Here is a 19,479-nt window from a genome sequence, read left to right as displayed (position 1 = left end):
TAGTGCCGCGGGTGGTCGGTGGCGCCCGCGATCGTCGGCGATAGTCTCGATCGGGTGTTCGTCCTGGAAACGCTCATCGCCCTGACCGTCGCACTGACCACCGCGTTCGGTGGCCTCGTCGCCGAGGACCTCATCACCCGGGACGCCTCGTGCTCGATCTCGTCCGTACCGGACCTGTGGTCGGAGGCCTGCACGTCGCCGTCACGGCTGGGGTGGTTCATCGGCACCCTGGTCGTGCTCGTGGTGGCGATGGCCCTGCGCGCGTGGCTCCTCGCCCACAACGGCACCCTCTACTACCTGCGACTGCTGCCGGCCGATAGCGCGGACCGGATGCGCGCCGCGGTGGATGTGGCCAACGCCCGCAGCCTGGGCTTCCGCTCCGCCACCGGCTGGTTCGGCACCGCGAACGACGTGGTGGACCTGCGCCGGGAGGTCGACCACGTCTCCGACGAGCTGGAGCGCGCGATGAACGACGACGACGACGCGACCGGCTTCGTCCTGGCCCCGAACCTCGCGTTCCCGGCGGCGCTGGCGGTCGGATACGACGTCCTCCTGCGCGAGCGCACCCACCTGGCCGAGTTGCCGACCGAGGCCCGCAGGCGCCGGCTGCCCGGCGGCGACACGGGCGTGCGGACGGTGTACTTCGACGACGGCGACGACATGTGGGCCGAGCGCCGGTGGCGGTCCCGCCGAGGCCAACCGGGAGCCGAACTGTCGATGATCACCCTCCCCGCCGGGTCGGCGACCGCGGCGCGGGCCGACCGGACCTCCGTGCAGCGGGTCTGGCTCTCCCTCCAGCTGGACGGGGGCGGTCCGGTGTCCGAGGTGGACGCGGGGCATCCACTGAGGGAGGCGGCGGACCTCGTCGTCGTCGTCGCCCCCACCGACGGCGGACCCGTCACCGACACGAACGGTGACCGCACGGGCGACGCCGGCCCGGGCGCAGCCCAGACCCTCGTCCCATGGACGCTGCCCTCGGGGCGCTGGTACCCGGGCGCGAGCGGGCGGCAGATCGACCGGCGGGCCTTCGCACGGCTCGTCGAGGAGCTGTCCGGCGCGGTCGAACAGGTCCTCGACGAGTACCCGGAGGCGCAGGTCCTGCTGACCGGGCGGATGCCGCGGAGTGTGGCGTTCGCGCTGGGCTACGTGATCTCGCAGCGCAAGGACGACCGGATCGAGGGCAAGCGCGCGGCCCTGCACCCCACCCGCGCCGACGACACCCGCGCCGAGCGCGCCCAGGCCCGGGCGGAGAACGAGGGGCTGAGCTCGCTGAGCCGCTTCTGGACCTCGGTCACCCCGGTCCTCGAGCACCTCGGCGAGGCCAAGCCCACGCTCGTGCACGCGGCCCAGCTCGACACCGCCGTCCGCGAGCTCGCCGCCCCGGCCGGCAGCACCACCGCCGACTGACCCCTGCCGGCACGCGGCGGGGCGGCGGTTCGGCTGCGGGGCGGCGGCGGGCGGCGGTCGTTCCGTCAGGCCGAGGCGAGCAGGCTCAGCCCTCGAGCGCGGCGCCGTCCCGCAGGTGCGGCGCCAGGGTGTTGTCGAACATCGTCAGCGCCGAGGCGATCGCCATGTGCATGTCCAGGTACTGGTAGGTGCCCAGGCGCCCGCCGAACAACACCTTGTTGGCCGCGGTCTCGGCCTTGGCCCGCTCGCGGTAGGCGGCCAGCCGCTCCCGGTCGGTGGACTCGTTGATCGGGTAGTACGGCTCGTCGTCGCGCTCGGCGAAGCGGCTGTACTCGCGCATGATCACCGTCTTGTCGGTGGGGTAGTTCTTGCGCTCCGGGTGGAAGTGACGGAACTCGTGGATGCGGGTGTAGTCGTACTCCGCGTCGTTGTAGTTCATCACCGGGGTGCCCTGGAAGTCGCCGGTCGGCAGGACCTCGGTCTCGAAGTCCAGGGTGCGCCAGCCCAGCTCGCCGTCGGCGTAGTCGAAGTAGCGGTCCAGCGGGCCGGTGTAGACGACCGGCGCGTCGGGGCTCGCGGCGCGGACGGCCTCGCGGACGTCGAACCAGTCGGTGTCCAGGACGACGTCGATCCGCTCGTCGGCGGCCATGTTCTCCAGCCACGCGGTGTAGCCCTCGACGGGCAGCCCCTCGTGGGTGTCGTTGAAGTAGCGGTTGTCGAACGTGTACCGCACGGGCAGGCGCGTGATGTTGCCGGCGGGCAGGTTCTTGGGGTCGGTCTGCCACTGCTTGGCGGTGTAGTCCTTGATGAACGCCTCGTACAGCGGGCGGCCGATCAGGGAGATGGCCTTCTCCTCGAAGTTCGCCGCGTCCTCGGCGGAGAACTCGGAGGCCTGCTCGGCGATGAGCGCGCGCGCCTCGTCGGGCGAGTAGTAGCGGCCGAAGAACTGGTTGATCAGGCCCAGCCCCATGGGGAACTGGTACGCCGTGCCCTTGTGCATGGCGAACACGCGGTGCTGGTAGCCGGTGAAGTCGGTGAAGCGGTTGACGTACCCCCACACGCGCTCGTTGGAGGTGTGGAAGAGGTGCGCACCGTACTTGTGAATCTCGATGCCGGTCTCGGGCTCGGCCTCGGAGTAGGCGTTGCCGCCGATGTGGTGGCGCCGATCGAGCACCAGTACGCGCTTGCCGAGTTCGGTCGCCGCCCGCTCCGCGACCGTCAGGCCGTAGAAGCCCGACCCCACCACGATGAGGTCATAGGTGTCCCACTGCCGCTCGCCTGCCATAACCGTCGGGCCTTTCCGTAGTACGTCGCCGCGGTGCGTCCGGGAGTAGTGCGCCCGCCGACCGCTCGCCTGACCACGCGCCGGTCGGCGCGGGTACGGGTCCCAGGGTATCCGGCGGGTCGGGGGTGGGTTCAGGGCACGCCGACGACGACGAGGTGGACGACTTCTCGAACCGACCGCGGTGGCCCACGGTGCAGGTGGGGCGTTCCCGTCGTCGTACGCCGGTTCGAAACTACATCCCTGTAGTCCCAATATTCACGTCTTTATCACTTGGTTTCACACGTTTCTTGGATAACATTGACCCCGTTCGTCACATTCGTCCCAGTGGTCACGCCCCGGCGTGGCCCCCGGGCAGTTGTGCCCCGCGGGTGAGCACCCGCGTGACACAGACATCTGATCTGGAGAAGCCCTTGAGAACACGACGCCGCCCCCTGTACGTCAGTGGTCGACGCCGGACCCTCGCCCTGGCGGTGGCGGTCGCGGCATCCGTCGTCACGCCCCTCGCCGTATACGGGGCGGACCAGGTCGTCCAGTCCGGCGACGAGATCGCCACCACCGCGGGCAGCGCCCTCCCCACCGCCGAGACCGAGGTCCCCCTCGCCGGGGCACCGCCCGCCGTCGGCGTGGACACGGACATCGCCTCCGGCGGCGGCCCCGTCCGGGAGGTCACCTCCGAGACCCCGTTCTCGATGGTCGGCGTCACGTGGAAGGGGCACAACCCCGCCGCCCTGGCCGCCGTTCGTGCGAAGAACCCGGACGGCTCCTGGGGGCCCTGGTACGAGGCGGAATCGGTCGACGGCAAGGGTGAGAGCGTCAACGGGACCGGCGGCACCGAGCCCGTCTACCTGGGCACGGACACCACCGCCGTCCAGATCAAGCTCTCCGGTGTCGACCCCGCCGACACCTCGCTGGCCGACGCGCCCGAGGTCACCGGCCCCGAAGACGCGCCCGACGCCGCCGCGGGGCCCGCCACGGAGCCCGCCACGGCCTCGGCCCCGGCTTCGGCGGAGCCCGCCGATGACGCGGACGCCGATGACGCGGCCACCGCGGACTCAGACACCGCGGGCGCAGACGCCGCGGACGCAGACGCCGCCGCCACGCGCGCGGCCGAACCCGCCGCCGACCGCACCCCGCCCGTGCCCACCCGCTACGCGGACATCAGGCCCGTCGCCGAGACCTCAGACCTCGGGTCCGTCTCGAACAGCGCCGACTCGAGCAGCACCGACTCGAACAGCACCGACTCGAACACAGCCGACTCCGTCAAGGCCGTCCTGCTCTCCCCCGACGACACGCCGACGCCCGATCCCGAGGCGTTCTCCGACATCACGGCCTCCGGCGGGACCGGCACCCACGGCGACATCGCCGCCAAGCAGCCGTCGATCATCAGCCGCTCGGGCTGGGGCGCCGACGAGTCCATCCGTTGCCGCAACGCCACGTACGACCCGTCACTCGCCGCGGCCGTCGTCCACCACACGGCGGGCAGCAACAACTACACCCGCGAGGGTTCCGCCGGCGTCATGCGCGGCATCTACACCTACCACGCACGCACCCTCGGCTGGTGCGACGTCGGCTACAACGTGCTGGTCGACAAGTACGGCCAGGCTTTCGAGGGTCGCTACGGCGGGCTCAGCCGCAACGTCCAGGGCGCCCACGCCGGCGGCTTTAACGGCAACACCTGGGGCATCTCGATGATGGGCGACTACTCCACCGTCGCCCCGTCCGACGCGACCGTCCGCAAGGTCGGCGAGATCGTCGGGTGGCGCCTCTCGGTCGCGGGGATCGACCCCAAGGGCTCGGACACCCACTACTCCGAGGGCACCTCGTACACCAAGTACTCGTACGGCACCGCCGTCCGGCTGCCGAACATCTTCGCCCACCGCGACGTCGGCCTCACGTCCTGCCCGGGCAACGCGGGCTACGCCAAGATGGGTCAGATCCGCGACATCGCGGCGTCGTACGCCAAGAGCGGCGGAGGCGGCGGCGCGGCCCCGTCCAACCCGAGCCCCGGCCCGGGTACCGGTGGCGGTGGCGGTGGGGGCACCGGCGGTGGCGCCGGCGCCGGGAGCGCCGACCTCCCGTCGACCATCACCCAGGGCAGCGTCCAGGACGCCGTCACCACGGCCCTGCGGACCGTCCTCACCGGCGGCAGGCTCGACCCCGCGACCCTGACCCGGATCCTCACCGGCGGCAAGACGCTGGCGGACATCCCGCTCGACGCGGGGTCGGTGCAGAACGCGATCGGCGGCGACTTCTCCGCGCTCGCCCAGCGGCTCGCGGGCCCGCTCGGCAAGGCCCTGTCCGGGATCCAGCGCTTCGGCAACGTCTCCCTCGTCAAACACGAGAACGGTGCGCTGTACTCCTCCCCCGAGACGGGCACGCACCCGGTGTGGGGCGTGATCGGTGACGCGTGGGCCGCCCAGGGCTACGAGCACGGTCCGCTCGGCCTGCCGGTCGCCGCGGAGGCCGAGCGCGCCGACGGGACGGTCGCACAGCGGTTCCTCGGAGGCACGCTGGTCTACGACCCGGCCACCAGGGAGCTCACCGTCGAGCCGAACCCCTGATCTCCGGCCGGGCGCCGCTCCCGCGAGGAGCGGCGCCCGGCCGACCAGACTTGCGGACCGGGTCCCACCAGGTGTGCCCGCCTCCCCCGCCAGGGGCGGCGGGCACACCGGGGAAGTGGTGGGGACCGGTCCGCAACCTATTTCCCCGGAGCCCTCAGCTCCACCAACGCCGCAGGACGTGGGCGATACCGGCCTCATCGTTGGTGAGCGTGACCTCGTCGGCGGCGGCGTGCACGGAGGGGAGGGCATTGCCCATCGCGACTCCGTGATCGGCCCAGCGCAGCATCTCCAGGTCGTTGGGCATGTCGCCGAACGCGACGGTGACCGGCACCGCGGAGGACGGCACGGCCGCGCCGGCCGCCGTGCGCGAGGCGATCTGAGAGAGCCCGCTCGCCTTGGTCACACCGCGCGCCGCGAACTCGATCAGTCCGTCGGTGGTGGAGTAGGTGACGTCGGCCAGGTGGTCCACCTCGCCGTGCAGGGCGGCCACCATCTCGCCACTGGGCATCCCCGGCACTCGGGCCAACAGTTTGAGCACCGGCTCGGAGAGGACCTCGTCGTGGCCCACCTCGAGGTGCGCCGGGTGGATCCAGGCGTGCTCGTAGTCGGGGCTGGCCACGAAGTCGGCGTCCGCGGCATCGGCACCGAGGCGCTCGGCCGCGATCCCGCTGCCGGGCAGCAGACGGCGCAACACCGCGTCGATCGCCGCCAGCGTCTCGGGGTCGAGCAGGCTGGTGGCCAGGAACTCGCCGGTGTCGGTGTCCATGATGACGGCACCGTTCGCGCAGACCGCCAGTGGCGCGACGGGCAGTTGGTCGACCACCTGGGGTAGCCAGCGCGGCGGGCGCCCGGTGGCCAGGACGAACGTGGCGCCGTCCGCGACGAGGTCCTCCACCACGGCCCTGTTCGCGGCCGGGACGAGGTGGTCGTTGTCGATCAGGGTCCCGTCGACGTCGGAGGCGACGAAAAGCGGCCGGGAACGGGTCACGGAGCGTCCGGGCCCGCCGGTCCCGTCGGTTCGTCACGGGCGTCGGCCTCCGGGTCGACCGCCTTCTGCGCGCGGCGACGGAGGCGCTCGGCGTGCTCGGCCTCGTCCAGGGCCGTGGCCTCCTCCAGGGTGGGGGCGGAACCGCCGAGACGGGCGGGCACCCAGTTGGCGCCGGCCGGGTAGGCGCCGTAGCGCTCCGCGTACTCCTGCTGGAGTCGCTCGAGCGTGGCCTGCATCCGTGAGCGCAACTCCTGCGTGCACTCCTCGACCGGCTCGTACGCGGCCATCGGCTCGCCGACCTCCATCATGATCGGCACCCGGGGACGCAGCAGCTTCTTGGGCAGGCCCTTGGTCCACACCCGCTGCGATCCCCACAGGGTCACGGTGATGATGGGAACGTCGGCCGCCAACGCCATCCGGACCGCGCCCGACTTGAAACCCTTGACCTCGAAGCTGCGGCTGATGGTGGCCTCCGGGAACACACCGACCAACTCCCCGGCCCTCAGCCGGGCGACGGCCTCGTCGAAGGACGCCTTACCGGCCGTCCGGTCGACGGGGATGTGCTTCAGCTCGCGCATGATCGGCCCGGACACCTTGTGCTCGAACACCTCGACCTTGGCCATGTAGCGGATGAACCGCTTGTGCACGCGGGCCGGGATGCCGCCGTAGACGAAGTCGAGGTACCCGGTGTGGTTCATCACCACCACCGCCCCGCCGACCTCGGGGAAGTTGCGCTCCCCGCGAATCGTGAGGTCCAGGCCCTGGACCCTGAACATTGTCCGGGCGAACCCGATGATCCCCGTATAGAGCAGCTCCACGTCCCCCAGCCTAGCGGGCCGCCCCGACGGGCGGCTGTCCCCGCCGGTAGGTTCGACGACGTGGACGACGCCCCCCGCGACCTGAGTGCCCCCTTCGATTCCGTCGACCCGGAGGCGCGCAGCCGCCACTACTCCTGGCCCGCCCAGCCGGCCGCGGGCGACCGCTCCCCCCATGCGGGCCTCGACGCGCTGCGCCTGATCATCGACGGCGAGCGCCACCTCTCCCCCGGCGCGCACACGCTGGGCCTCCGCCTGGCCGCCGCGGAGGAGGGTGCGGTCACCATGACGGCCGAACCGGCGGAGTGGGCGCTCAACAACGGCGGGACGGTCCACGGCGGGATCGTCTCCGGGTGGGTGGACTCGGCGCTCGGATACGCCACGGCGACGGTCGTGGAGGAGGGTGTCGGCTACAGCACCCTGGACCTCACCGTCCGCTACCTCCGGGCACTACGGCTGGACAAGACCCCCGCCACGATCCGCGCGGAGGTCGAGCACGCGGGCCGGTCGACGTGCGTGGTGCAGGTCCGGGTCACCGACACCGATGGTCGGACCTGCGCCAGCGCGAGTGGCGTGATGATGCTCTTCCGGCCCTGACCCCGGCGGCGGCCCGCGAGGCGTCCGAAGACCTCGTCGTCGTCCCCGGAGACCCCGGCGACCACCCGCGGTTCGGGGTCAGCGGATCGGCTCGAGCACGTCCTTGCCCACGAACGGCCGAAGCGCCTCAGGGACCACCACGGACCCGTCGGCCTGCTGGTGGTTCTCCAGGATCGCGACCAGCCACCGCGTGGTGGCCAGCGTGCCGTTGAGTGTCGCGGCGGTCTGGGTACGACCCTCGTCGTCGCGGTAGCGCACGCCCAACCGGCGAGCCTGGAAGGTCGTGCAGTTGGAGGTCGAGGTGAGCTCCCGGTAGGTGCCCTGGGTGGGGACCCACGCCTCGCAGTCGTACTTCCGGGCCGCCGAGGAGCCGAGGTCGCCGCCGGCGATGTCGATCACCCGGAAGGGCAGGCCCATCGCCTCGAGCATCTCCTTCTCGAACCCCAGCAGCCGCTTGTGCTCGGCGTGGGCCTCCTCGGGCTTGCACCAGGAGAACATCTCGACCTTGTCGAACTGGTGGACGCGGATGATGCCGCGGGTGTCCTTGCCGTGACTGCCGGCCTCGCGGCGGAAGCAGGAGGACCAGCCGCAATAGCGCCTGGGCCCGTCCGACAGGTCGAGGATCTCGCCCTGGTGGTAGCCGGCGAGCGCGACCTCGGAGGTGCCGACCAGGTAGAGGTCGTCGGCCTCGAGCTTGTAGACCTCATCGGCGTGCGCACCCAGGAACCCGGTGCCCTGCATGATCTCGGGCCGCACCAGAACGGGCGGGATCATCATCGTGAAGCCGTTCGCGGTGGCCTTCTGCGCGGCCAGCTGCAGCATGCCCAGCTGTAGAAGGGCGCCGTAGCCGGTGAGGAAGTAGAAGCGCGCGCCGGAGACCTTGGCACCGCGCTCCATGTCGAGCAGCCCCAGGCTCTCGCCGAGCTCGAGGTGGTCCTTCGGCTCGAAGTCGAAGCTCGGGATCTCGCCGACGCGCTCGATCTCCACGAAGTCGTCCTCGCCGCCGGCGGGCGTGCCCTCCTCGACGATGTTGGACAGCATCCGCTGGAGCCGGTCGACCTCCGCGGCGGCGGTCTTCTCGGCTTCCTCCGCGTCCTTGACCGCCTGCTTCAACGCGCCCGCGGCCTCAAGCAGCGCGGGGCGTTCGTCGGGCGTGGCCCGGCCCACCTTCTTGCCGTGGGCCTTCTGCTCGGCGCGGGCGCCGTCCGCGGCCGCGATCGAGGACCGGCGGGCCTCGTCCGCCGCGAGCAGCTGGTCGACCAGCGACGGGTCCTCACCACGGGTGCGCTGGGAGTCGCGGACGACGTCGGGGTTCTCGCGGAGCAGCTTGAGATCGATCACGCGTCCCAGCCTAGCGGCCCCGCCCGCGCGCCCCGATCCGCGACCGCGACCGCGGGGTGGTCAGACGCCGAACAGTTCGAGGAAGGCGTCCTTCTCGAACATGCGCGCCGTGTCGACCGCGGTGGGCGTCCCGCCGTAGGGATCCGCACCCGCCTCGAAGAGCGCGCGGACGACCTCGCCGTATCCCTTGAACACCGCGCCCGCCAGCGGGGTCTGGCCCCGGTCGTTGGCGCGGTCCACCTGGGCGCCGCGTGCGAGCAACGCGCGAACGGTGTCCGGGTGACCGTTGTAGGCGGCGAGCATGAGCAGGGCGTCGCCCCGCTCGTTGGTCAGGTCCGGGCTCACCCCGGCGTCGACATACGCCGCGAGCCGCTCCGTCTCGCCGTCGCGCGCCAGCTGGAACAGCATCTGCGCGAACTCGAGGACCTCCGGGTCCACCCCGTCCCGCGGCGAGCGCACCTCGCCGTCCGCACCGGCCGGCTCGTCGTGGTTCTGTCCGCTCATGCCGAGGATCCTATCGGGACCGCGCGATTGCGGCATCATGGAAGGCGATGACCACTCCCACCCGATCGTCGCGCCGTGGTCGATCGCTGCTCCGCACACGGGGCGCGGTCATGGCCTCCCTCCTCGCCGTCCTGTCCGGCGGGGCGGTCACCGGTGCACTCATGGCGTCGGCGATCAACGATCCCAACTCGTCCCGCGCCGAGCGCATCGCGGCGGTCGTGCCCCAGGTCGACCCGCGAACCCTGTCCGGGCCCGCGTACGCCGAGGCCGCGCCGGGGACGTGCCTGACCTGGTCGCTCGACGCCGCGGACCGCGTGACCTCGTTCGACACGGTCGACTGCGCCGAGCCACACCGGTTCGAGGTGGCGGCCCGGATCGACCTGTCGAAGGTCCCCGGCTTCGGGGAGGGCGCGCCGCTGCCGGTCAGTGCCGAGCTGGCGCCGGTGGGGACCGAGCGCTGCCTCCCGCTGATCTCCGGGTACGCCGGCGGGCGCGAGGTCGACCCCGGCGGACGCTTCACCGGGCTGGTCGTGCCGCCGTCCGAGGAGGGTTGGGAGAAGGGCGACCGCAGCGTGCTCTGCGGTGTCGCCGCCGCCGAACTCGACGGCCGCTCCGCCCTGTCGACGGGAACGTTCGCCGAGGCCGACCAGCACCGCCGATGGGAGCCGGGCACCTGCCTGGGATTCACCGACGCGGGCCTGCCCGGCGCGACCACGCCCTGTTCCGAGGACCATTCGATCGAGATCGTCGCCGACGTGGACGTGACCGGTACGTTCCCGGAGGGGCCGGTCCCGCCGGATCCCCGCCAGCAGTCCGAGCTCACCGCGGACGCCTGTCGGGAGGCCGGTGTCTCCTACCTCGGTGACTCCGAGGCGCTCCGACGGACGACCCTCATCTCGACTCTGGTCAACCCGATCTCGGAGGTCTCGTGGCAGACGGGTAGCCGGACCGTCAACTGCGGGTTGATGAAGGCCGCGGAGCCCGGCCCGTTCGCCGTACTGCGGGGGTCGGCGCGGCAGGGCGTGCTGATCGACGGGGCCACCCCGGTCGCGCCCACCACCACCCAGATCCCACCGCCGGGTCAGCCGCCGGGGGGCGTCCCCGGAGCCCCGACCGACACGGGCCAGGGCACGGTGTCGGTGCCGGTGCCCGGCGGGACGCCGTGAGCCTGAGGGTCGACGAGACCCGCTTCGAGGAACTGGTGGACGACGCGTTGGACTCGGTCCCGGACGCGCTGTTCGAGGCGATGGACAACGTCGTGGTGCTCATCGCCGACCGCCACCCGGACGAGCCCGACCTGCTGGGCCTGTACGAGGGGGTGGCGCTGACCGAACGCGACACCACCTATTCGGGCTTCCTACCGGACACCATCACCATCTACCGGGGCGCGCTGTGCGCGTTCTGCTCCACCGAGGAGGAGCTGGTCCACGAGGTGGCGGTGACGGTGATCCACGAGATCGCACACCACTTCGGGATCGACGAGGAGACCCTCCACGAGCTCGGCTGGGGCTGAGCCCGATCAGAGCTGAGCCGATCGGGGCTGAGCCCGATCAGAGCTGGACCCGCCGCGATCAGTAGCCGGGCCGCCCCGGGTGGTCGCCCCACCGTTCGCACGACCAGCCGCCGCCGTCCGGTGCGAGCTCGATGACCCCGCAGTTGGGGATCCGGTTGTCCAGCGCCCACTGCGACGGCACGGCCCCGGCGAACACCGCGAGCATCCGCATGAGCGTGCCGTGCACCACCAGCACCACGTCGACCGCGTTGTCCAGGTACGACTCGCGCAGCTCGGCGATCAACGGCATGGCGCGGTCCTGCACGTCCAGGGCGCTCTCGCCGCCGGGGAGCCGGGAGTCGAGGTCGCCGTTCTCCAGCCAGTCGCGCACCATCCGGTTGTAGGCCAGGAGCGCCTCGGTCCCGGTCCGCATCTCGTAGTCGCCGGCCTGCACCTCGTGGACGCCGGGCACGGCCTGGGTGGGCAGCGCCATCTCCCGGGCGATGAGCCCGGCGGTCTCACGGGCCCGCGCGGCCTCGGAGCTGAGCACGACGGTCGGACTGATCCCCGATCCGGCGAGCTCCTCGCCCACCAGTCGGGCCTGGTCTCGGCCGAGGTCGGTGAGCGGCGCCCCGGGCAGGGCGGTGTCGAGGGCACCGGCGACGTTCGAGGGGGTCTGTCCGTGGCGGACCAGGTGGAGGCGGGCGCTCACCCGGCGTCCTCCCCGCGACGCAGGCGGTCCAGCCAGTCGAGTTCGGCGGCGCGGTCCGGCGGCGGGGCGCCAGCCTCGTCACCGTCCGCGACGGGCCACGACCCGAGGTAGCGCAGGTCCGCGGTCCGGTGGCGCAGGGCGACGAGCGCCTCGGCCACCGCCGGGTCCTCGATGTGGCCGACGAGGTCCACGTGGAACAGGTAGGTGAACCGCTCGACGCGGGTGGGTCGGGAGCCGATGCGGGTGAGGTCGATGTCGCGGATCGACAATTCCGTGAGCGCCTGGACCAGGGAATTGGGCTCGTGGGGCAGTCCGAAGATCACGCAGGTCCGGTCACTGCCGGTGCGCGCCGGCGGCGGGCCGGGGCGACCGACCAGCACGAACCGGGTGCGGGCACCGCCCACGTCGGCGACGTTCTCGGCCAGCGCGACCAGTCCGTTGATCTCACCGGCCCGCGCGGGGGCCGCGGTGGCGTCGGCGGTGCCGGCTGCGACCTCCTCGGCACCGGCCGCGGTGGAGGAGGTGGTCTCGATGTGCGCCTGCGGCAGGTGCACGCCCACCCAGCGGCGGACCTGCGCGGCGGCGACGGGGTGGGTCCGCAGGACGCGGACGTCGGCGGCGGTGGTGCCGGGCCGCACCAGGATGGAGAACTCCACGTCGAGCTCGGTCTCGGCGAAGATCTGCAGCCGGTCCCCCACCGCGAGTGCGTCGCTGGTCGGGTTGACGGTGCCGTCGACCGAGTTCTCGAACGGGACGCACGCGTAGTCGGCGGTGCCGGCGCGGACCATCGCCAGCGCCTCGTCGGGGGTGCCGGCGGGGACCGCCTCGGCGTCGCCGAGCAGCGTCGAGGTGCGCACGTCGGTGCGCAGTCGGTGCAGGGCGGCATCGGTGAACGTGCCGGGCGGGCCGAGGTAGGCGACGGTGACCACGACGACAAGCCTAGCCAGCGTCAGGGGGCGTCGACGGACGCGAGGTCCGCCGAGACGGCGTCGACCCGCCCGTCGGGCACGAGGACGCACGTGATCACGTCGCGGATCGCCTCCCGGGCCGACCTCGACAGGCCCAGGAGCCGGGCCGGGTCCGGTCCGGCGAGCGCATCGCGGACGTCCGCCCCGGTCATGGCCGCCACCGCCCCGGCGAGCATCGCCCACACCTCGCCGGCGTCGGCACAGCGGGGCACCAGCCCGGAACCGAACCCCACCCCGGAGTGCGCGGCCACGGCCAGCAGGTCCGCGAGCTGATCGGCGGCGGGGCCCGGCCCGGCCAGCCCGGGGGCGACGTCGACGACCGCGGGGGTGCCCGCGGCGAGCACCTCGGCGACCGCGTCGAGATCGGGCAGACGCGTGTCGGAGGTGGGATCCACCGCCACGGGGACGGGCGCCGACCACCTCGTCAGGGCCGGGACCATCGACTCCTCGTCCACCACGAGGTCGTCCAGGAGATCCGGCCGGGAGGGACCGCGACCGAGCAGTTCGAGCGACACCGTCATGACCTCAGGTCTACACCCCTCGCGAGGGCCCCGGGATCACGCCCCGCGCGTTGCTACGCTCTCCCCGATGGGTACCGACGACTCCCCCGTGCCCGAGTACGCGGCCGACTACGCCCCCGCCCCGGACGACGCCCCGGACGCCTCCCACCTCACGCCCGAGGAGAAGCGCGGACCGCGGACCGTCCACGTGGCGCTGGCCCTGCTGGCCGGGTTGCTCGTGATCGCCGTGGCCACCAACCCCGCGTCGGTGCTGCCCAGGGACTCGACCCTGCACGGTGCGTACCACGTCGACCGGGACTCGGGGCTCGAGCTGCAGGTGCCGGTCGGATGGCGCGTGAGCGGCGACCCCGACTTCGGGACCGTGCAGATGCGACCTGTCGGCACCGGTCGGGCCCTGGACACCCGCATCCTCGCCGGGCCCCTGGAGTCCGGGATCGCCGCCGCGGCCGTCACCGACGACCAGGGGGCCGCCACCGCGCTCGCCGAGACCATCCAGATGTACGTGTTGGGCGTGGCCGGGACCCGTGACGAACAACGGACCGTTCCCGTGGACAACGAGGCGGGCACGGGCGCCGCGATCTCCTACGTGGTGGTCCCGGACGGGAGCGCCGACCAGGACTCCGGGGGGCTGGTCTACACCGCCGTCTTCGGTTCCGAGGGGCGCCGCTGGTGGGTGGCGTACGTGACCACCTCTCAGCAGTCCGCACCCGGCATCCGGTGGATGGACCGGATCGTCGATCATGTCCGGCTCGCCCGGTGAGCAGGTCGGGGTGAGCGGGTCGACGCCGCCCGCATCCGGCGCGGGACGACTCCTTCGCACTCTCTCGCCGGGCGAGGCGTTCACCCGGTACACGGCTCGGTTCGACCCGGTCACCGACCCCCGTGTCCGCCGGCTCCTGACGGCCGAGCTCGTCGTCGTCCTGGCCGTCACCTTCGGATTGTCCGGCGCCTACGCCGTGCTCGACCTGGTCTCCGCGCTGCTCGCGCCCGCCGACCTCGCGGAGCAGACCGCCGCCCTCAACGTCTCGCGCTCCGAGCACTCCTGGCTCGACCTGTCCTACCAGGCACTAGGGGTACTGCGGCTGCTGGCGTGGGCGCTGCTCCCGCTGGTGCTGCTCGCGCACTCCGGGATCCGTGCGCGGGCGATCGGGCTGACCCGCGCGCGTCCGGGGCGGCAGGTGGCGTGGGGGCTGGCGTTGACCGCCGTCATCGGCATCCCCGGCCTGGCGCTGTACGTCGGCGCGGTCACCGCAGGGGTCAATCTGCAGGTGTCCGCGTCCGGCCTGGGTGAGACGTGGTGGCGGCCCGTCGTGCTGGTGCTCTCCGCTGCCGGGAACGGTGCCGCCGAGGAGATCCTCGTGGTGGGCTACCTGCTCGTCCGGCTGCGCCAACTGGGGGTGCCGCCCGTTCTGGCCCTGGCCGCGAGCGCGCTGCTGCGCGGGTCGTATCACCTCTACCAGGGGTTCGGCGGGGGGCTCGGCAATCTCGCGATGGGCGTGGTGTTCGCCCTCTGGTGGATGCGGACCCGTCGGTTGTGGCCCCTGGTGCTGGCGCACACGCTGCTCGACGTGGTCGCGTTCCTCGGCTACGCGCTGCTCGCCCCGCACGTGTCGTGGCTGTGACGGCCCAGCCGTCGCTCCGCGCAAGCTACAGCTCCGCGCCCACCACCGCCCCGGGTTGCGCGTCCCGAATGGTCCATTCCGGCAGCGCACCTGGCCGAAATGCGTGCATAGAGGCAGCGCATCCCGGTGCAGAGGGGCGGCCCCCGCGGCTGTGACGCTGGTCCCGCCGGGACCGTGGGACCCGCCGACCGCGGGGCACGCCAAGTAGAGTCCGATCCCATGACCGACGACCCCAGGCGCCGGCACCTCACCCCGGAGGAGGCCGCCGAGCTCCGGCGACGCGCGCGCGAGCGCCGCGGTTACGCCGAACCCGGCACTCCGCGCGAAGCGTCGGGCCGGCCCGACCCGGCCGCCCGGCGGGCCCCGCGCACCCCGGGCCGTGAGCGGCCGGTGGGTCGCACCGGCTACCAACCGCGACAGCAGCCCGAGCCGCTGTCCCCGGAGGAACGGGCGCGGTACGCCGCACGTGACCGCCGCGACCCAGCGGACCCCCGTGCCGCACGAGATCCGCGCTCCGCCGGTGACCCCCGGGCCGCACGTGACCCCCGCGATCCGCGGGCGGCACGCGACCCCCGGGCCGCACGCGACCCACGCGACCCCCGTGCCGCTCGCGACCCTCGCGACCCGAGGCAGCCGTCGGCCGCCCGGGGCGGCACGCGCGACCCCTACCGCGAGCCCGTCGACCGGCGCGGCCGGCGACCCGACCGTCGGCCTGCGCGTGGGGCCTCCGGGATGCCGTCGGGAGGACGCCGCACGCGCCGCACGCCACGGCGACGGATCGGACCGCTGCGGATCCTCGGCCTGGTGCTGGTCCTCGTACTCACGCTGGGAGTGGTCAGCGTCCTGTGGGCGGACTCGAAACTGCAGCGGATCGACGCACTGACCGATTACCCGGGGCGCGGCGGCAACACGCCCGGCACCGTCACCCTGCTCGTGGGCACCGACTCGAGGGAGGGGTTGACCGCCGAGCAACAGGCCCAGCTGTCGACCGGCTCGGAGTCCGATGCCGGCGGCAAGCGCACCGACACGATGATGCTCGTCTACACCCCCCGCGGCGGGGACCGGACGATGCTCATCTCGCTACCCCGCGACCTGCTGGTCGACGTCCCCGGGTACGGCGAGAACAAACTCAACGCCGCCTACACCTTCGGCGGACCGCCCCTGCTCGCCCAGACGTTGGAGCAGCAGACCGGCGTCCGGATCGACCACTACGCGGAGATCGGGTTCGGCGGGTTCGCCGGGATCGTCGACGCCGTGGGCGGGGTGGACATCTGCATCGACGAGCCCATCAGCGATCCGCTCGCGGGCCTCGACCTGGCCGCCGGATGTCAGACCCTCGCCGGCCCGCAGGCCCTGGGCTTCGTACGCACCCGCTACGGTTTCGCCGAGCAGGACCTCCAGCGCGTCCGCAACCAGCGACAGTTCCTCGGCGCGCTCATGCGCAAGACGCTCTCGCCCGGGAACCTGCTCAACCCGTTCACCGCGGTGCCGCTGCTGGACTCGGCGGCGGAGGCCGTCACCGTGGACACCGGCGACCACATCTGGAACCTCGCCATGGTGATGCGCAGGCTCAGCGGGGACCCGCTCACCGTGACCGCGCCACACGACGGGATGTCCTCCGGGTCCGTGGGGTCCTACCTCGTGTGGGGCCCCACGACCACCGGATTCTTCGACGCGGTCGCCTCCGGGCGGACCCCGGGACCGGAGTACCTCGACGCCGGACCGTGAGCGACGACGGTCAGCCGGCCGGGGTGATGGAGACGATCCCCCACGTGCCGTCCGGGTTCTCGGCCACCCGCACACGCTGCCTGATGAGCACCGGGTCCGCCCCCGGCGGGTACTCCGTGAGGTCGACCTCCAGCAGGGTGGGTGACAGTTCGCGCACCTCCACACAGTGGCCGGTGCCCTCGGGGACCTGTTCCACCCCGTCGACGCGCAACTGCTCCACGGTCATTCGACTGGACGGAGCGACCACGGCGAAGGCCTTCTCCGCGGAACGCTCCACGTAGTACGAGTGGTCGAAGGCCAGCACCGCTCCGGCCGGCGTCTCGAGCGAGCCCGGTCCGGAACCCACCACCCGGCCGGGCTCGGACACCTCCGGGCAGCCGGCGACCTCCCCGGTCGCCGGGCCGACGGCCCCGCGGGCCACGATGTACCCCAGTACCGCCGATCCGCCCAGCACCGCGACGCCGGCGGCGGCGAGCAGGACGATCCTCATCGGACGACGGTCGACTACCGCAGGTACGGGCTGAACCTCGTCGTCCGCCCGACCCGGGACCCCGGCCGGGGTGCCGAGCGTGAGGGTGGACAGGTCGTCGGCCTCGCGTCGACCATCAGCGGAACCGACCGGCACTGCCAGGGGTGTCGGGTCGTCCCCGACCGGGGGGCGGGTGCCGACGGGCCCCGGCGACCGGGTCCCACCGGTCGCGGCGGGAGTCGGCCGGCCGGGGTCGGAACCGCCGGCTGCACCCAGGGTGATCCGGGTGGGCGGCGGGTCATCCCGCTGGGACCCCTGCTCGCCCGACCCGGCCCGCGCGGAATCCGGACCGGTGGCTGCGCCGGCCGACCGGCCCGCCGCGGGTCCGCCGGGGATCGACTGGTCGGGGGTCGGCCCGGTCCGCAGCCACGGCGGAACCGTCACCTCCGGGAGACGGGGCGCCTCGTCGTCGTCGCCCGCCCTCGGCCCGTCCGCCACGCCGCCCCACCCCCTTAACCCCGCTCCGGGTCGACTCATCGCGTCATGCGCGACCGCGGTCGTATCGGAGAGGATCCTAGAGGCCAGCGCGCCGGACCGGGGAGTGATACCGCGCGGAGCGCGGCGGCTCGGCAGTGGCGGGCGCCGGGCGCCCGGTCAGCGCAGGGTCACCTGGCGGGCGCGTAGCCCGTCGCGGGAGGAGCGCTCGTCCGAGGTGAGCGGGGTGTCGTCGGCGAGCGCCTCACGGAGCGCGGCGTCGAGCACCTGCAGCCCCGGCGCCCACTCCTGGTGGTGCATCTCGCGGTCCAGGTCGAACACCGGCACGAGCACCCCGTGGGTGCGGAACGACCCGGCGAAACGGGATCCCTCACCGAGATGGAGCCCACCGGCGGCGTGCACGCGGGCGAGGGCCTCGAACAGCTCGTCCTCGTCCTCCGGGCGCACCCAGCGGATGTGTGCCTTCTCACCGGCGTCGACCCACCAGGCGGCCTCGATGCCGTCGGCGGTGACGCGCGCCGAGGGCATCATGACCTCGTTGGCGTTGCGGACCGCCTGCGCGATCTCCGGGGCGACCTCCACGCCCTCGGCCACCCACCACGAGAAGTCGTCGTGCACGACGATCTCCAGCGGCGCATCGGCGACGATCACGTCGGCCAGGGCCGGGGTGGAGTCGGTCGGGTGCGACGAGGTGAGCGTCTCCCCGCCACCGGCGCGGGACGCCCAGTCCACCGCGTACGCCAAGTCGACGGCCGGGTCCGGCCCGTGGACCTGCACCTGCAGCCCGACCATGGCCTCACCGCCGAGCTGCTCGTCGCGGACCAGGCCCGCGATGGCGCCGGGCAGGACGGTCGCCAGTGTGACGTCCCGACCTCCGTCGACCGTGGTGAGCCGCGCGGTGGCCGACGGCACGAACTCGCGCATCGCCACCATGTCGCACTCCCCGGCGAACCCGGCGAACGGCCGTGGCTCGACGCTCAGTTCCTCACGCTCGGCCGCGCGTGCGGCGATCTTGGCCTGGCGGTTGCCGCCGGACTTGGGCTCGTTGTTCCGATTGCGTCTACCCACGATCACCACGATACGGTGCGCCTCCGACGACCGCCCGCACAGGCGGCGGAGACGCACCACACGGGACCCGCCCGTCAGCCGCGCGCGGGTCCCTCGAGCCGGGGCGCGCCCCCGTCGAGGACGGTCAGCGCACGCGACGGGACGTTTGTGCCCACCCAGTCCACCCCGAGGTCGCGGCACAGCAGCAGGTCGGCGGGATCGTCGACCGTCCAGCAGTAGGTGCCCATCCCCCGCGACCGCCAGTATTCGACCAGCCACGGCCGCGCCCGCAGCGCCCCGATGCTCGGGCCCATCAACTGGGCTCCGAACCCCTCGGCGGGCCACGACTTAAGGACGTTCCGGCGCTCGCGCAGTTGCACGGTGGGCACGTCCGGGGCGAGCCGGCGGAAGCGCCGCACGGCCGTGACCGAGAAGCTCATCATCACCGCGCGCGAGTCGGCGAACGACGCGGCCCGGTCGAGGCCGAAGTACCTCAACTCGTCGTACAGCGCGGTCTCGACCCGGCCGCCGGACGGCACCGGGTGCTTCGTCTCGAGGAACAGGCGGACGTCCGGGTACGCCTCGGCCATGACGAGGAAGCTGCGCAACGTGAGCACCGGCTCGGGGGCGCGGTGCACGGGGTGCCACGACCCCACATCGAGGGCGGAGATCTGTTCGAGGGTGCTGGCGTGGACCCAGAGGTCTTCGTCCGCGACGCGGGACGTGCGCGGATCGTGGAGCAGGACGGGGACGCCGTCGGCGGTGAGCCGGACGTCCACCTCGAGCGCCTCGGCACCCTGCTCGAGGGCCTGCCGGAAGGCGACCTGGGTGAGTTCGGGGTATTCCGCGGAGGCGCCGCGGTGGGCGACGATCCCGCTGCGCGTGGAGACGGGCGAGGGCAGGTGGGTGGTCGCGTGGACCGTCACG

At 72.9% G+C, this 19,479-nt stretch carries 19 protein-coding genes; 8 read left to right on the top strand and 11 right to left on the bottom strand.

Annotated elements, in window-relative coordinates:
* Window positions 1-54: 54 nt before the first annotated feature.
* Complete coding sequence (locus tag L8M95_RS12140) at window positions 55-1,407, top strand: hypothetical protein (protein WP_260486395.1); 1,353 nt, start codon at window positions 55-57, stop codon at window positions 1,405-1,407.
* An 85-nt stretch (window positions 1,408-1,492) separates the two neighbouring features.
* Here L8M95_RS12140 and glf read toward each other — a convergent pair whose 3' ends face one another.
* The gene (gene glf / locus L8M95_RS12135; protein ID WP_260486394.1) at window positions 1,493-2,692 is read right to left on the bottom strand and encodes a UDP-galactopyranose mutase; all 1,200 of its coding nucleotides are present in this window, start codon (window positions 2,690-2,692) and stop codon (window positions 1,493-1,495) included.
* A 410-nt stretch (window positions 2,693-3,102) separates the two neighbouring features.
* On the opposite strand from glf, the gene L8M95_RS12130 reads away from it, so the two are divergent.
* Complete coding sequence (locus tag L8M95_RS12130) at window positions 3,103-5,253, top strand: N-acetylmuramoyl-L-alanine amidase (RefSeq protein WP_260486393.1); 2,151 nt, start codon at window positions 3,103-3,105, stop codon at window positions 5,251-5,253.
* Between the two features lie 154 nt (window positions 5,254-5,407).
* On the opposite strand, the gene L8M95_RS12125 is transcribed toward L8M95_RS12130, so the two are convergent.
* A complete protein-coding gene (locus L8M95_RS12125; RefSeq protein ID WP_260486392.1) occupies window positions 5,408-6,241 on the bottom strand; it encodes an HAD family hydrolase in 834 nt (277 codons plus the stop codon).
* Window positions 6,238-7,059, bottom strand: a complete 822-nt coding sequence (locus L8M95_RS12120; protein WP_260486391.1) for a 1-acyl-sn-glycerol-3-phosphate acyltransferase — start codon at window positions 7,057-7,059, stop codon at window positions 6,238-6,240. The genes L8M95_RS12125 and L8M95_RS12120 overlap by 4 nt, the downstream gene beginning before the upstream one ends.
* A 60-nt stretch (window positions 7,060-7,119) precedes the next feature.
* On the opposite strand from L8M95_RS12120, the gene L8M95_RS12115 reads away from it, so the two are divergent.
* Complete coding sequence (locus L8M95_RS12115; protein ID WP_260486390.1) at window positions 7,120-7,653, top strand: PaaI family thioesterase; 534 nt, start codon at window positions 7,120-7,122, stop codon at window positions 7,651-7,653.
* Between the two features lie 78 nt (window positions 7,654-7,731).
* On the opposite strand, the gene serS is transcribed toward L8M95_RS12115, so the two are convergent.
* A complete protein-coding gene (gene serS / locus L8M95_RS12110; RefSeq protein WP_260486389.1) occupies window positions 7,732-8,994 on the bottom strand; it encodes a serine--tRNA ligase in 1,263 nt (420 codons plus the stop codon).
* A 60-nt stretch (window positions 8,995-9,054) separates the two neighbouring features.
* The gene (locus L8M95_RS12105) at window positions 9,055-9,498 is read right to left on the bottom strand and encodes an ankyrin repeat domain-containing protein (protein WP_260486388.1); all 444 of its coding nucleotides are present in this window, start codon (window positions 9,496-9,498) and stop codon (window positions 9,055-9,057) included.
* A gap of 47 nt (window positions 9,499-9,545) precedes the next feature.
* Here L8M95_RS12105 and L8M95_RS12100 point away from each other — a divergent pair, with 47 nt between their 5' ends.
* Window positions 9,546-10,664, top strand: a complete 1,119-nt coding sequence (locus tag L8M95_RS12100) for a septum formation family protein (protein WP_260486387.1) — start codon at window positions 9,546-9,548, stop codon at window positions 10,662-10,664.
* Window positions 10,661-11,011 carry a metallopeptidase family protein gene (locus tag L8M95_RS12095; RefSeq protein ID WP_260486386.1) on the top strand — a complete coding sequence of 117 codons (351 nt, stop codon included), beginning with the start codon at window positions 10,661-10,663 and terminating at the stop codon, window positions 11,009-11,011. The genes L8M95_RS12100 and L8M95_RS12095 overlap by 4 nt, the downstream gene beginning before the upstream one ends.
* Window positions 11,012-11,069: 58 nt before the next feature.
* Here the strand turns inward: L8M95_RS12095 and L8M95_RS12090 are convergent, their stop codons facing one another.
* The 3 genes from L8M95_RS12090 to L8M95_RS12080 are packed head-to-tail and all read right to left on the bottom strand — an operon-like array spanning window position 11,070 to window position 13,191.
* Window positions 11,070-11,702: a histidine phosphatase family protein gene (locus L8M95_RS12090; protein ID WP_260486385.1), complete on the bottom strand. Its 633-nt coding sequence runs from the start codon at window positions 11,700-11,702 to the stop codon at window positions 11,070-11,072.
* Window positions 11,699-12,631, bottom strand: coding sequence for a prephenate dehydratase (gene pheA, locus L8M95_RS12085; RefSeq protein WP_260486384.1), 933 nt, complete (start codon window positions 12,629-12,631; stop codon window positions 11,699-11,701). Before pheA ends, L8M95_RS12090 begins: the two co-directional genes overlap by 4 nt.
* Before the next feature lie 20 nt (window positions 12,632-12,651).
* Entirely contained in the window at window positions 12,652-13,191 is a 540-nt protein-coding gene (locus L8M95_RS12080) for a hypothetical protein (protein WP_260486383.1), read from the bottom strand.
* Window positions 13,192-13,258: 67 nt separating this feature from the next.
* On the opposite strand from L8M95_RS12080, the gene L8M95_RS12075 reads away from it, so the two are divergent.
* The 3 genes from L8M95_RS12075 to L8M95_RS12065 all read left to right on the top strand — a co-directional run bounded on the left by L8M95_RS12075 (window position 13,259) and on the right by L8M95_RS12065 (window position 16,541).
* Complete coding sequence (locus tag L8M95_RS12075; RefSeq protein WP_260486382.1) at window positions 13,259-13,951, top strand: alanine and proline-rich secreted protein Apa; 693 nt, start codon at window positions 13,259-13,261, stop codon at window positions 13,949-13,951.
* Entirely contained in the window at window positions 13,932-14,813 is an 882-nt protein-coding gene (locus L8M95_RS12070) for a CPBP family intramembrane glutamic endopeptidase (RefSeq protein ID WP_260486381.1), read from the top strand. The genes L8M95_RS12075 and L8M95_RS12070 overlap by 20 nt, the downstream gene beginning before the upstream one ends.
* 219 nt (window positions 14,814-15,032) lie before the next feature.
* Window positions 15,033-16,541: an LCP family protein gene (locus L8M95_RS12065; protein ID WP_260486380.1), complete on the top strand. Its 1,509-nt coding sequence runs from the start codon at window positions 15,033-15,035 to the stop codon at window positions 16,539-16,541.
* 10 nt (window positions 16,542-16,551) lie between these two features.
* On the opposite strand, the gene L8M95_RS12060 is transcribed toward L8M95_RS12065, so the two are convergent.
* The 3 genes from L8M95_RS12060 to L8M95_RS12050 all read right to left on the bottom strand — a co-directional run bounded on the left by L8M95_RS12060 (window position 16,552) and on the right by L8M95_RS12050 (window position 19,478).
* On the bottom strand, window positions 16,552-17,508 hold the full coding sequence (locus tag L8M95_RS12060; RefSeq protein WP_260486379.1) for a hypothetical protein: 957 nt from the start codon (window positions 17,506-17,508) through the stop codon (window positions 16,552-16,554).
* A gap of 156 nt (window positions 17,509-17,664) precedes the next feature.
* The gene (locus L8M95_RS12055) at window positions 17,665-18,576 is read right to left on the bottom strand and encodes a DUF5926 family protein (protein WP_396119793.1); all 912 of its coding nucleotides are present in this window, start codon (window positions 18,574-18,576) and stop codon (window positions 17,665-17,667) included.
* 71 nt (window positions 18,577-18,647) lie between these two features.
* Window positions 18,648-19,478 carry a glycerophosphodiester phosphodiesterase family protein gene (locus tag L8M95_RS12050; RefSeq protein ID WP_260486377.1) on the bottom strand — a complete coding sequence of 277 codons (831 nt, stop codon included), beginning with the start codon at window positions 19,476-19,478 and terminating at the stop codon, window positions 18,648-18,650.
* Window position 19,479: the final 1 nt, after the last annotated feature.

It is taken from the genome of Dietzia sp. B32 (assembly GCF_024732245.1).
GTDB lineage: Bacteria > Actinomycetota > Actinomycetes > Mycobacteriales > Mycobacteriaceae > Dietzia.
Note: the sequence above shows the minus strand (reverse complement) of the source record. Positions and strands in the feature narration are given on the sequence as shown.